The sequence below is a fragment of the Pseudoalteromonas sp. SR43-5 genome (genome assembly GCF_014163835.1).
Classification (GTDB): domain Bacteria; phylum Pseudomonadota; class Gammaproteobacteria; order Enterobacterales; family Alteromonadaceae; genus Pseudoalteromonas; species Pseudoalteromonas distincta.
In genome coordinates, this window is sequence record NZ_JACJEA010000047.1 from 1 (window position 1) to 13,418 (window position 13,418).

14 protein-coding genes and 1 pseudogene are annotated in these 13,418 nt (G+C 38.8%); 7 read left to right on the forward strand and 8 right to left on the reverse strand.

Translation table 11 applies throughout. The features are described 5' to 3' along the window. Nucleotides 1-183, forward strand: a pseudogene (locus H5090_RS19365) (immunity protein YezG family protein); the annotation flags it as partial. A 219-nt stretch (nt 184-402) separates the two neighbouring features. Further along, nucleotides 403-747, forward strand: coding sequence for a PEGA domain-containing protein (locus H5090_RS19370; RefSeq protein ID WP_182696509.1), 345 nt, complete (start codon nt 403-405; stop codon nt 745-747). Nucleotides 748-800: 53 nt separating this feature from the next. On the opposite strand, the gene H5090_RS19375 is transcribed toward H5090_RS19370, so the two are convergent. Continuing rightward, nucleotides 801-1,193, reverse strand: coding sequence for a DUF1294 domain-containing protein (locus H5090_RS19375; protein ID WP_182696510.1), 393 nt, complete (start codon nt 1,191-1,193; stop codon nt 801-803). 51 nt (nt 1,194-1,244) lie between these two features. Here H5090_RS19375 and H5090_RS19380 point away from each other — a divergent pair, with 51 nt between their 5' ends. Next, complete coding sequence (locus H5090_RS19380; RefSeq protein ID WP_182696511.1) at nt 1,245-1,775, forward strand: hypothetical protein; 531 nt, start codon at nt 1,245-1,247, stop codon at nt 1,773-1,775. A 62-nt stretch (nt 1,776-1,837) separates the two neighbouring features. Here H5090_RS19380 and H5090_RS19385 read toward each other — a convergent pair whose 3' ends face one another. Beyond that, nucleotides 1,838-2,380: a carboxymuconolactone decarboxylase family protein gene (locus tag H5090_RS19385; RefSeq protein WP_024595406.1), complete on the reverse strand. Its 543-nt coding sequence runs from the start codon at nt 2,378-2,380 to the stop codon at nt 1,838-1,840. A gap of 112 nt (nt 2,381-2,492) precedes the next feature. On the opposite strand from H5090_RS19385, the gene H5090_RS19390 reads away from it, so the two are divergent. Next, nucleotides 2,493-3,080 (forward strand): TetR/AcrR family transcriptional regulator, encoded by a 588-nt coding sequence (locus H5090_RS19390; protein ID WP_004334521.1) that lies wholly within the window; start codon nt 2,493-2,495, stop codon nt 3,078-3,080. A gap of 104 nt (nt 3,081-3,184) precedes the next feature. On the opposite strand, the gene H5090_RS19395 is transcribed toward H5090_RS19390, so the two are convergent. From H5090_RS19395 to H5090_RS19415, 5 genes are all read right to left on the reverse strand, one after another. Beyond that, nucleotides 3,185-5,305 carry a methyl-accepting chemotaxis protein gene (locus H5090_RS19395; RefSeq protein ID WP_182696512.1) on the reverse strand — a complete coding sequence of 707 codons (2,121 nt, stop codon included), beginning with the start codon at nt 5,303-5,305 and terminating at the stop codon, nt 3,185-3,187. Nucleotides 5,306-5,412: 107 nt separating this feature from the next. Next, a complete protein-coding gene (gene arsJ, locus H5090_RS19400) occupies nt 5,413-6,630 on the reverse strand; it encodes an organoarsenical effux MFS transporter ArsJ (RefSeq protein ID WP_182696513.1) in 1,218 nt (405 codons plus the stop codon). Nucleotides 6,631-6,654: 24 nt separating this feature from the next. Next, a complete protein-coding gene (locus tag H5090_RS19405; RefSeq protein ID WP_182696514.1) occupies nt 6,655-7,665 on the reverse strand; it encodes an ArsJ-associated glyceraldehyde-3-phosphate dehydrogenase in 1,011 nt (336 codons plus the stop codon). Nucleotides 7,666-7,685: 20 nt separating this feature from the next. Next, nucleotides 7,686-8,042 carry a metalloregulator ArsR/SmtB family transcription factor gene (locus H5090_RS19410; protein WP_024595411.1) on the reverse strand — a complete coding sequence of 119 codons (357 nt, stop codon included), beginning with the start codon at nt 8,040-8,042 and terminating at the stop codon, nt 7,686-7,688. Between the two features lie 176 nt (nt 8,043-8,218). Further along, nucleotides 8,219-8,647: an organic hydroperoxide resistance protein gene (locus H5090_RS19415; protein ID WP_182696515.1), complete on the reverse strand. Its 429-nt coding sequence runs from the start codon at nt 8,645-8,647 to the stop codon at nt 8,219-8,221. Between the two features lie 129 nt (nt 8,648-8,776). Here H5090_RS19415 and H5090_RS19420 point away from each other — a divergent pair, with 129 nt between their 5' ends. From H5090_RS19420 to astB, 3 genes are all read left to right on the forward strand, one after another. After that, entirely contained in the window at nt 8,777-9,211 is a 435-nt protein-coding gene (locus H5090_RS19420) for a MarR family winged helix-turn-helix transcriptional regulator (protein ID WP_182696516.1), read from the forward strand. A gap of 45 nt (nt 9,212-9,256) precedes the next feature. Then, nucleotides 9,257-10,363 carry an L-dopachrome tautomerase-related protein gene (locus H5090_RS19425; protein WP_182696517.1) on the forward strand — a complete coding sequence of 369 codons (1,107 nt, stop codon included), beginning with the start codon at nt 9,257-9,259 and terminating at the stop codon, nt 10,361-10,363. A gap of 637 nt (nt 10,364-11,000) precedes the next feature. After that, the gene (astB, locus tag H5090_RS19430; RefSeq protein ID WP_004334492.1) at nt 11,001-12,347 is read left to right on the forward strand and encodes an N-succinylarginine dihydrolase; all 1,347 of its coding nucleotides are present in this window, start codon (nt 11,001-11,003) and stop codon (nt 12,345-12,347) included. Nucleotides 12,348-12,428: 81 nt separating this feature from the next. Here the strand turns inward: astB and H5090_RS19435 are convergent, their stop codons facing one another. Next, the gene (locus H5090_RS19435; protein ID WP_182696518.1) at nt 12,429-13,283 is read right to left on the reverse strand and encodes a mechanosensitive ion channel family protein; all 855 of its coding nucleotides are present in this window, start codon (nt 13,281-13,283) and stop codon (nt 12,429-12,431) included. Between the last annotated feature and the right edge of the window lie 135 nt (nt 13,284-13,418).

Below are 13,418 nucleotides of genomic sequence, written 5' to 3' on the forward strand. Positions count from 1 at the left end.
AAAACACGGCATGCAATTGCTGTATCTGAAAATATAACTGAGTTATTTAAAACATTATTTGACCATGCTATTAAAAACGAAGTTGAGGATTGGCAGCGCGCTATTTTTACTATCACTCGTCAAGGTCAGTTCAACTTAAACTTTGAACGCGATAATAGCGATGAAGCCACTTTATTACTTTAAATGAGCAGCATAAGCATAGCGTTAAATTTATTTAAAACTTTATAAATTAATAACAATAATTGAACCTGAGCTGGATACATATTAAACTGTACGCCAATTTGTTTTTTAAACAAACGAAAGTCAAGGAAGACGAGTTAGGTACCCCAACTTATTAATACTCCTCCATGATATTTCGTGACATTTAACATTTATTATTTAAAATAATTTTACGGAGTACCTATGAAAAAATTAAGCGCACTTTTGGGTTTACTGTTATTAAGCGGTTGTTCTACACCTCCTCCTGCTCAAGAAACTGAGCAAGTAGTTGTAGAACCTATTGCAGAGATTAACGAAGTAGCCGCACCAATTTCATTAACAGTTATTACTAACCCAGCTGATGCTCGCGTTCGTATTATGAATATCAACCCTGTTTACAAAGCTGGTATAGAGCTTAAAGAAGGTAAATACGATATTGAAGTAAGCAAAGCAGGATACCTTACTTACAGAAAATGGGTTTCAGTTGATAAAAAAACAATCCTAACTGTTGAACTCGATACAATGGAAGCAAGCCAGTCGGCTCAGTAAACTTCTCAGTACGTTTTAGTATATGCCTTAGTCTGATTAATTTAATAACTGGCCTAAGGCATATTAAATCCTTCATAAAGCCACAAATATCCTACTGCGAAATAACTACCAACATTTATTAAAATACATAACCACAACACCACTATAAAACGCCGCTTTTGTGATTTATGGCGAAGTAATTGTTGAGCAAGTAATGCCCCCGGCCACCCTCCAAATAATGCGAGTAGTTGCAGTGTGCGCTCTGGCGTGCGGTTTACTTTTTGATGTGAAGAACGCTTAGCTTGTCGCTTATCCCACGCGTACATTAAAAAAGTGATAGCACTTAATACACTTATATAACCAGGTACATATATAGGTATATAAACAGGTAAGTATTGCAGTAGGTAAGCCTGCCAAATGGCGGCTAAATAAAGTAATGAGAATGTGATTAATATTTTCTTTATCAATTAATTATCGCCTATACTTGGCATTGGTATTACAAAAACAAGAGCCAAATTATGACATATTTTAAAGCGATATTCTTAGTCTTATGCTTATTAACATTTAGTAGCTATGCATCCGATACATCCACCAACCTTGATAAAGAACTTGCCGTATTTAAGCCCTATTTAGGAACTTGGCAGGCTGACTTTAAAGTATCTGAAGGTGCTAAAAAAATACAAGATGTTGGCCGTTGGGAGCGTGCTTTAAACGGTAAAGCGATACATACCAAGCACTCTATTAATGAAGGTGAGTATGGCGGCGAGTCGATGATTTTTTACGACAGTAAAAAAGAGTCTTTGGTATTTTACTATTTCACAACAGCAGGGTTTTATACAAAAGGGACTATGAAAGTCCTCAGCCCCACTCAATTTGTAGCTTATGAAGATGTAACTGGTAGCCAAGATGGTATTACAAAGGTTAAATCGATGAGTGAACTAAAGGACGATAAATTTATTGTATCGACCTCTTATTTAAAAAAGGGTGAGTGGACAAAGCCCGAACAACGTATTTATACACGCAGTATAAAAACGGTTAAATTTAAATAGCTGTGATTTAAAAGTACAAAAAAGGCAGCCTAGGCTGCCTTTTGTCATTTATAAAACCGTATTTATTTTACGTATTTTTTAAATGCAGCGTCTACTGGTGTATCAGCAAGGTGATTAGTGTAGTTGCTCATTACTTTTTGAGACAAGCCTACAATAATTTCAAGTAGCTGTTGCTTAGCGTAACCTGCGGCAAAGAATTTTTCGATTTGCTCATCGCTGATCACGCCACGTTCACGTGTCATTGCAAGTGTAGTTTCACGAAGAGTTTCTAGCTTAGGGTTTTCAAGTGGTGTTTTGTTAACAAGTGCGTCAACAATACCTTGATCAACCTTCATTGCCGCTGCAATACCACTGTGAGCAGGTACACAGTAATGACAGTCGTGCTCTACGTTAATTGATTGCCATACTACTGTTAGCTCTTCTGCATTGAATGATGTTTTTTGAAACAACTCATGCAGTACTTGGTAACCTTTAAGTAATGTTGGTGCTTCAGCCATTACTGCATGTAAGTTAGGAAGCATACCAAATGCTGCTACTGAATCAGCTAGTAACGGTTTTGCTTCTTCTGGTGCGTTTTCTTGAGTGTATAAAGTAAATTCGGCCATGGTTAGCTCCTAATAATTAATAGTTTTAAGTAACTTCGAGACACATAGTATTTGATTTTGAGCGACTGTTCAAGTTAAAATTGAGCAAATGTTCAAATTGATTGAGAATGATATGGCTAATAAGGTTAAATTTGAACGCGAGAATGTAGTTCGCGTTGCTAGTCAGCTATTTTGGCAAAAAGGTTTTCATGCAACCTCAACGCGTGACTTACAAGAAGCCGTTAATATGCGCCCAGGTAGTATTTACTCTGCGTTTGGCTCTAAAGAAGGCCTATACTGCGAATCGCTGAAAGATTACACCGTACAAATGAAAACCCAAATAGAAGGGTTTTTATCAAGTGCCGATACAGTACTTGGTGGATTACGTGCGTTTGTTGAAAACGTGGTAATTAAAACAAAAGATTGCAGCCCAAGCGCTATTTGTATGCTAGTTAAAGCAAACAGCGAGTTTGCAGAAAAAGATTCAAACCTGTATGAGCTAAGCTTAGATTTAACGGCTCAATTTGAAGCTTATTTAACGCAATTATTTAACCAAGCAATAAACAAAGGTGAGTTAAGTAACACGTTGACCGCTGTTGAATATGCGCGCTTTTTTCAAGTGCAATTTACAGGTTTACGCGGTTATTTTAATCGTCCTAATGTAGAGCAATTTGCTGAGCCAATGATCAACCAAATGTTTATGTTGATTAAAAAGTTATAAATAGCAGTTATCGAGCATTCTCAACAAGTTACATTTATTCTACTAAATAAAAATGGCCAGTATTAACTGGCCATTTTTTTTGTGCTTAAAACTTAATTTGTAAGTTACGTTTTAAGCTTATTAAGTTCATTATCTTGCTGGGCAACGAGTGCATTAAGCGCTTCGCTGCTATCCCCTGCTTGTGTAGATAAGTCAGCAAGTTGCGATGCGGCATCAGATATAAGCGTTAAATTACGGTTTATTTCTTCAGTTACTAAACTTTGCTCTTCAGCAGCAGTTGCAATATGTGTAATTTGATTGGTTATTTCATCAACTTTAACAACAACACTGTGCAGAGCATCAAAAGCTACTGATGTTTCATCAACGGCATTTTGTGCACGTACTACGCCTTTTTCAATAACGGTAGATGCGTTACCTACTTCAGATAATAAACTATCAATTAGCTGGCTTATGTCGTCTGTTGATGAACGCGTTTTAGAAGCAAGTGCACGTACTTCATCGGCAACAACGGCAAAGCCGCGTCCATGTTCACCAGCGCGCGCAGCTTCAATAGCAGCGTTAAGTGCAAGTAAATTTGTTTGTTCTGAAATAGTACGAATTACATCTAATATTTGCGTAATATCTTTACTACGCGAAGCAACTTTTTCAACGGCTTGGTTAGCTTCTTTAATTTCTTCAGACATCGTTTTAACTTGCGTCATCGCTGAAGATAAGCTCGACTCACTGCTCACTACCAAGCTATTTATTTCATCGGCTTGTTGGGCTGATTGCTCTGATGCTCTGGCGACTTCAAGTGCTGTTGCGCTCATTTCGTTCATAGCCGTTACCACACTTTCAATTTCTTGAAATTGAGATTGAACATTATGCTTAGTATCAATAGCTATATGCTGCGCTATTTCACCTTGTTGCTTGGTTTGATCAGACACATCTTTAAGTTCTGTAATTAAAATACGTAACTTAGATAAAAAGGCATTAAAGCCACCAGCTAAAGCAATGAGCTCTGCATGAGTTTCAACATGAAGTGTATGCGTTAAATCGCCTTCAGAACTTGCTAAGTTATCTACACGTTGTTGAATTTGTTGTAGCGGCGCTATTACACCTGCTATTACTAATTTCATAATAACAAAAGCAACCACAGCAATTACTAAGCCTGTTATTAAAATAATAAATCTGAGTGATGTTGCTGTCTCTTGCATGTTTTTTTCTAGCGCTTCAGGCCCTGCAAGTGCTAGTTCTGTAGGTACTTCTATGATTAATGACCACTGAGTGTTAGCTAGTTTTATATTAATTGGGTAGTTAACTAAATACTCGCTAGGCGTTTTAAAGAGACCATGTTGGCCTTTAAATTTAACCAGCTCACTGTAAGTGTTGCTACTAACCGCTTCTTTAAATGGGCGGCCTAATTTAGATTTATAGTGACTGCTGCCTACAATTAAACCTATATCACTTAAAAATGTTACTTTTGCTTGGCCGTTGTAAAGCTCGCTCGACAGCTTTTCGGTTAAGCCCTGAAAAGTTGGGAGCGTTAAATCAACGCCAGCTAAACCAATAAACTGACCTGACTTTAAAATAGGCACAGTTAACGAAGTTAGCATTACTGAGTCGCCCGATGGGATTTCGTATAAATACGGTTCCATAATACAAGGCTTAAGCGTGTCTTTTGCACACAAATACCAATGCGCTTCACGAATACCAAATTCATTTAAAGAGGTAATATATTTATCGGCAGCATTAGCTACTTTTTGCTGTTCAATTACGCCGTTTTGGTCGCGAGTAATATACACCTCTAAGGTGCCATTACCATTAACCGAATGTTTGTAACCTTGTTTAAAGCTCGAATCTTGCCCATCAAAAGCATTAGGCTCAAATTGCGAATATATAGAAGAAAGCAGAGTATTTTGCTCTAACATCGAGCGGTTAATACTTACTACTGTATCGCGGCTCAGGGTTTCGCTTTTGGCTGCGTCACCTAATAAAGCCGCTAATGAATAAGGAATGCGGTAAGCTTCATTAATAAAGCCTGCAATTTTTTCTCCGTATCCAGCTGCATGAGCATTAAGCTTTTCTTCTACTTCTACAGTAATGTACTCTTCAGATTTAGTCGCTAACTGCTTATTACTTGATGATAACTGCCACCACAAAACGCCTGATAACACTAGTACAGTTATAAATATACTACCGACACTAAGCCAGAGTAACTTTTTTGCTAACGATATTTCTCGCATTCATTACACCCTTTAAATTAAAACTACTGATACAGTTTAGTAGATCTAACCAACGAAGCTATGAATATCGTTAAACAAATTGAATTTAATACAATACGTTGGGTTTTTTAAAGTTTAGCTAACCGTGCTGTTGTAATTGCGGCTAAAACTAATAAACACACACTTACCCATAAACACGCACTAAGCCCATATACTTGAAAAACCCAACCAGAAAGCACCGTACCAAGCAAACGCCCTATCGCATTGGCCATATAATAAAAGCCAACGTCTAGTGACACCCCATCATTTTTAGCAAAACTTACTATTAAGTAACTATGCAGCGATGAATTTACAGCAAATACTCCACCAAAAATAAGTAAGCCTATTACAAGCGTAAAATGTACCGCTATATCCAATTGTATCAACAACGCCAAAATGCCAGTTACACCACTTAATAAAGCAACCCACCAGTATGCTTTTTTGACCGAATGTGAAGTTGAATCACCTTGCCCAGTTATTCGCGGTGCTTGCGATTGCACCAGCCCATAAGCAATTACCCACGAAGCCATAAAACCGCTGACCCACCAATGATCCCAGTTAAACTGAGCGGCTAAGTAAACAGGTAGTGCAACTACAAACCATATATCGCGCGCTGCAAACAAGCATAAACGCGCTGCGCTAAGTAAGTTAATTGCCCGCGATTTAGAAAATAATTCTTTAAACTTAGGTTTGTTTTTAGCTTTACCAATATCGCCTTTTAAAAAAATTAAACTAATAACCCACGCAACACTAAGTAAAATAATTAGACTTATTAATGCCCCCACAAAACCAAATACAGTTAGTAATAAGCCGCCTAAAAAAAAGCCCACTCCTTTTAAAGCATTTTTAGAGCCGGTAAGTATGGCAATCCATTTATATAATTGGCTTTGCCCTGCATCGTCTTGTGGTACTAAATACTTAATGGCGCTCTTTGCACTCATTTTATTTAAGTCTTTTGCTATGCCACTCAGTGCTTGCGCTGCCATAACATAGGCAACGGTTAGCCAATCCCCTGGCACGCAAAGCATGGCTAAAGCGACAAGTTGTAGCCCAAGCCCTACATTCATGGTTTTGTTCAACCCTAAATGCGCGCCAAGCCAACCACCTACTAAATTGGTGATCACCCCAAATATTTCATAAAACAAAAACAACATGGCTATCGCAAATGCGCCATAACCTAACTGATGAAAATACAGCACCACCAACATGCGTAGCGCACCATCAGTTAAAGTAAATGCCCAATAGTTACCAGTAATTATTAAATATTGTTTTATAGAGCTCGGTAAGTTAGCCAACTGCGCAAACATAGCGTTAAACCTTTTTAAACGAGATTAAACCAAATCACTTTGTGCAACTTTAAGCATTAGCTCAGCAGTACGGTTTGCATAACCCCACTCGTTATCGTACCAAGCGTATAGTTTAAGTTGAGTGTTGTTAATTACCATGGTTGAAAGCGCATCAATAGTGCAGCTGCGCGGATCTGTTTTGTAATCTATAGATACAAGCGGCTTTTCTTCGTAGCCTAAAATACCTTGTAGCTCGTTATTTGCAGCGTCTTTAAACCACGTGTTTACTTCGTCTTGTGTAACACCTCGCTCGAGCTCAAAAACACAATCAGTAATTGATGCGTTAGTAAGAGGTACGCGCACGGCATGGCCGTTTAATTTACCTTTAAGCTCAGGAAAAATATGCGTAATAGCCGTTGCACTACCGGTTGTAGTAGGAATTAAACTTGTACCGCATGAACGCGCACGTCGTAAATCTTTATGAGGGGCATCAATAATCGTTTGAGTATTAGTAATGTCGTGAATAGTAGTCATTGAGCCGTGTTTAATGCCCACTTTTTCTTGCAGTACTTTTACTATTGGCGCTAAACAGTTAGTAGTACACGAGGCGGCTGTAACAATTTTATGCTCACTTGGGTTATAAAGATCATCGTTTACACCCACTACTACATTTAAAATACCGTCTTCTTTTACAGGTGCGGTTACCACAACACGCTTAACACCTTGCGCTAAATATTGATTTAACAGCTCTGTGGTTTTCATTTTACCGCTGGCTTCTATTACTACATCGCAATCAGACCAATCAGTTTCGTTTATGGCTTTGTTGTTGGTAACTGCAATCGTATGCTTACCCACACTAAAGCTATTATCATCACTAGAAACCTGTTGTGCTAAGCGCCCGTGTACTGAGTCAAACTCAATTAAATGTGCGTGGGTTTTAGCATCGCCCGCTACATCATTTACTTTAATAAACTCTATTTCTGGCCAATCAACTGCTGCACGCAGAGTTAAACGTCCCATACGGCCAAAACCGTTAATACCTACTTTAATAGTCATAATTAAATACCTTTAATAAGTTAGTTACAGCAGCTAGTAATACGTTCAGGGCGATTACCCATAACATTTAAGCGCGTTAAATCGTTTTCATAAAATGAAGGGTTAGCAGTAAGCGTTTGCGTTAATACATTTTTAGCCCACTCTGGTAGGGCTTTATTAATACTGTAATAAACCCATTGATTTTGTTTACGGTCGCTCAACAATCCGCATTGTCTTAACTGCGCTAAATGGCGAGACACTTTAGGCTGGCTTAGCTCAAGTGCAGTAACCAGTTCGCATACACATAGCTCTTCTTGATGGCTAATGAGCAGCATTGCTTTTAAACGCGTATCGTCCGCTAGGCATTTATAAAATTGAAGTGGGTTGAATTGTTCCATATTGTCCTCGCAGTTTTATTGCACATACAATAAAACAAAAACAGAATATATGGAATAGTGAATATATGATTTTTTGTATGTTTATTTAACGACTCATTTTTATTAAACTCCACGCACAAAAAAGCCCAGTGGCAAAACCACTGGGCTATTACAGTATTAGTTAACTTAGCAATTAATTAAATAACTGAAAGCTCTACTTCAATATTGCCACGTGTTGCGTTTGAATATGGACATACTTGGTGCGCTTTATCTACAAGCTCCTGCGCTGCAGCTTTATCCATATCACCAAGTGATACAGCAAGTTTTACCGCAATCCCAAAACCGCCTTCAATCGCGCCAATAGACACTTGTGAGTTAATATGCGTGTCGCTTGGTAATTCTATTTTTTCGCTACCTGCAACAAATTTAAGTGCGCCAATAAAACATGCTGCATAACCTGCGGCAAATAATTGCTCTGGGTTAGTGCCTTGTCCGTCGTCTCCGCCTAAACCTTTAGGTGTTGATAAATTTACATCTAAACGACCATCATCAGATTTAGCTACGCCTTCACGGCCGCCAGTTGCAGTTGCTTTTGCTGTGTAAGCTACGTTTTGTAATACATTCATAATGAACTCCAAAGTTTAAAAATATCAATCAATTTAGTTTGTGTGCAAAATAATAGAACAAGTAATTAGAGATTGCAAATACTTTGCATGCAAATTAAAATGCCATGTATCGAAATAAAGGATAAAGTTATGTCGTTTGAGCAATTAAAGTTAAAGAATCAGTTATGTCATCGGTTATACATGGCATCTAACAGCATTGCGCGTGCGTATCGCGAGCCTTTAAGTGAACTAAATTTAACTTATCCGCAATACGTAGTAATGATGGCGCTGTGGGAGCAAGACGAAATAACAATTGCAGAGCTAATAGATAAAACCGCGATAGATGGCGGTGCAATGACCCAAATACTCAAAAAAATGAGCGACAAATCATTACTGGCTGTTATTAAAGATGAGCACGACAAACGCAAACGCCTAGTGCAGCTAACCCAGCATGGCCAATCGCTTAAGTTAAAAGCAGCCGATATTCCTAAAAATATTCTATGTAAATTTGATAGTGTAGATGCAACACAAGCACAGCAGTTAATGCAGCTGCTCGATTTAGTAGTAAACGACTTAGCCGATTAGGCTCTTAATTTTTAAACAATAAACGTGTTTTAAAAGGTTTTAAAAATGACTCATATTAAAAAACTACTATTAGCAGCGGCGTGTAGCACGGCACTTTTAGGTAGCAACGCTGTAACTGCTAACACCGCTGGCCAAAATGCTGATTTAAAAACAGTAGCCACCTTTGATGCGCAGCACCCTCCGGGCAACATTGCTATTACCCCATCGGGCAGAAAGTTTTTATCTGTGCATGGCTTTTTTGGCCAAAAGCAAAAAATTATGGAGCTTTTAAGCGATGGTACAACTAAGCCCTACCCTAATGAAGAGTGGGCATACGCGTACAATAACGGTAAAGGTTTTTACGACGTACTTGGCATAAACGTATCAAGCGATGGTGTATTATGGATGCTCGACACTTCAGGGCCCGATCACGCTGGGCGCTTAGTAGGCTGGGATACAAACAAAGAGCAACTACATAAAATTATTTATCTGGCTAAACCGACCATTACCGACACCTCGTTTTTAAACGATTTAGTCATCGATAATAAACATGGCGTTGTATACATTGCCGACACAGCCCAAGGCAGCCAAGCCGCTATTATTACGGTAAACCTTAAAACAGGTGTCGCACGCAGAGTGTTACAAAATAGCCATTACACCACCGCCGAAAATATCGATATGGTTATTGATGGGCGCACAATGAGCCTTGGCGGACAACCAGCCCGCTTAGGTGTTAACCCTATTACGCTTGACCCTAACGAAGACTGGCTTTACTTTGGCTCAATGTCGGGTACGTCGGTTTACCGCATTGCCACCAGCGATATAAATAACGAGAGCCTTTCGGCTAAAGCGCTTGAAGACAAAGTTACGCGTTACGGCACTAAGCCAATTTCAGATGGTATTATTGTTGATGGCGGCGGTAACATATATGTAACCGACATAACCAATGGCGCAATTGGCGTAGTTAAACCCACTGGCGACTACGAAGTATTATTTAAAGACGAACGTTTGAGCTGGCCTGATGGCTTTAGCTACGGACCCGATCATAAAATATACTTTACCGTTGACGACTTACATAATTCGCCTGTACTTAATAATGGCAAAAATCAAAGCCACGGTAAGTTTAAAGTAATGTCGTTCGAGCCTTTAGTAAAAGGAAAAGTAGGCCGCTAATTTGCTTTTTGAGTGACTGTATTTTTTAAAAAGCCTTGCACATTTAAGTGACCTAATAGTTGCAGGGCTTTTTGTTAAAAACACACCACACTGGTGCATATTTTAAAAATACTTCACCGCTTTGGTGCTAATCCTTTAGTACGTATTTACACTTAAATACTAAATACCTGATTTCTATTCATAAAATATTCAAGTTAATGTTGGCATACTTCTTCCAATAAACTGATGTGTTCAGTGAAAATACCAAGGAAAAACCATGTTCAACTTATACCATACCCTTTACCTTTTATGGCGTTTAGATATTAGCGTTTGGCAAGTTAATGATCCAACAAATACCCATACCACCGCTGATAAAGAGCGCGTCTATGTTAAGTAACATCGTATTGTGTAAAGGCTTGGCATAAAGCTTAAATGTATAAACCTACTTTAGGCTAAGCTTTTGCACACTATGAAATTTATGTGTACATTTTATTTAAACTTCAAATTAATCGTTCAATATTAAAACAACCCCCTTGTAATAAACTCCACATTTAAAAACATCGAAAAAATTAGTAAAAACACTGCGTTTATAACTTTGCAAGCAGCCCTATTGCGTTGTATTGTTGCATCCTATTGAAAATTTTTAGTTGGAACGTGTATGCACGCTTTGGAAGTTAATTTTGATGGCTTAGTTGGCCCTACTCACAACTACGCTGGTTTATCGTATGGTAATGTTGCCTCGTTAAATAACGCAGCAAGCTTTTCAAATCCTCAAGAGGCTGTGCTTCAAGGCCTTGAAAAAATGAAAGCCATGCACGACAAAGGCCTAACTCAAGGTGTATTTGCCCCTCATGCGCGCCCCGACTTAAACGTACTGCGCCGCTTAGGCTTTACCGGTAATGATGCACAAGTAATTCACAAAGCATTTAAAGCAGATCCTATTTTATTACGCGCGTGTTATTCAGCGTCAGCAATGTGGACAGCAAATGCAGCTACGGTATCGCCATCTCCTGATACAACCGACGGCAAAGTACATTTTACTTCAGCTAATTTAAATAATAAGTTTCATCGTTCATTAGAGCCTGCAACCACTACGCGCTTATTAAAAGCGATGTTTAATAACGACAAATACTTTGCGCATCATACCCATTTACCCGACCAAGGCTTTTTTGGCGACGAAGGTGCAGCAAACCATACTCGTTTTTGTGACAGCCACGGCGAGCAAGGCCTTGAAATGTTTGTATTTGGTGCCAGCGCGTTTAATAGTCAATTACCAAAACCAGCTAAATTTCCTGCAAGGCAAACACTCGAAGCCTCAGAAGCAATTTGTCGCTTACATAACTTAAAAGATTCAAGCCAAATTTTACTACAGCAAAATCCAGACGTAATAGACCAAGGCGTGTTTCATAACGATGTAATTGCAGTAGGTAACGCCAATGTATTACTGTGCCACCAGCAAGCATTTTTAAACCAAGCTTTGGCACTGCAAGATATTCGCGAAGCGTATGTGGGCAATAAAGAATTTTACATTATTGAAGTACCTACCGATAAAGTAAGCATTACCGACGCTGTAAGTAGCTATTTATTTAACAGCCAGCTAGTGAGCCTTGAAGATGGTTCAATGCTGTTAGTGGCACCACAAGAGTGTAAACGCAACAGCGCAGTTAACGCCTACATTGAAGAAATGATCATGGCTGATAACCCAGTAAACCAAGTACAGTTTTTTGATTTACGCCAAAGTATGCAAAATGGCGGCGGCCCAGCTTGCTTGCGTTTACGTGTAGCCCTTAACGAACAAGAACTTGCAGCAGTAAACCCAGAGGTTATTTTAACTGATACTAAATACACACAACTGTGTGACTGGGCAAAACGTAACTACCGCGACAAATTAGGCGCAAGTGACTTTGCAGACTCAGCCCTACTCACCGAAAGCTACCAAGCACTTGATGAGCTAACGCAATTACTTAATTTAGGTTCAGTGTACGACTTTCAATTAGAAGGTTAATACCTCAGCCTACACAAAGACGAATACAAAAATAGCGAGCCAAGACTCGCTATTTTTATTTGTGTTTATGTTAATACATATTTAAGTATCTTTGTTAACAGTTATGGCCGATGCCATAGACTCAGATATATGCAGCGTACGCTGCGGAAACGGAATACTCAGCCCAGCATCTTCAATTGCTTCTTTAACACGTTTATTTAAATCCCACACAGTTTGCCAATAATCACCATTAACAGCCCACGCACGTAATTGAATGTTCACTGCGCTTTCGCCTATTGATGTCACCATTACTTTAGGTGCAGGCTCTGCGAGTAACCGGCTCTCTGATGCCGCTAATTCTTTGAGTACATTTAAGCCAACGTCAATAGAGTCGGCATACGAAATCCCCACCACTATGTCCATTCGTCTTTTACCATTACGGGTAAAGTTTTTAATATTGCCACCCCACACTTTGCCGTTAGGCGATGCTATATAAAGACCGTCGGTGGTTTTAAAAATAGTGGTAAATAGGTTTATTTCACTCACAGTACCTAGTGTGCCACTGGCATCAACAAAATCGCCTATTTTAAAAGGTCTAAGTATTAACAGCATAATACCCGCAGCAATATTGCTCAGCGTATTTTTAAGGGCTAAACCAATCGCTAAACCAGCAGCACCCATTAGCGCAATTAAACTGGCCGTGTTTACGCCAAAAATATCTAAAATAAATAGCCCGCCAATTATATAAACTAAATAACCAGCAATACTCGATAAAAGCGGGAGTAGCGTACTATCTACCCTTTTTAATGGCGATTTAGAGTTTTTAATCGCTTTTTTAACCGAGCGTGCAATTAAGGCACTCGCAACTAAAATCACCAACGCTAAAACCACTTTGTACCCTAAAGTGATGATTGTTTCTGAATGGCTTTGCCAAAACGCTAAAAGTTTATCTTTCATGTTTGTTCCGATAAATATTGCTGACACTCAGCAAAATAATGGTTAAATCTAATAAAACCGACTTCAAAAGAAGTGGCGCGAGTATATAGAATAAAAAATTTAAACCTATCTTTTTTAATCACTTATTTCAACTTT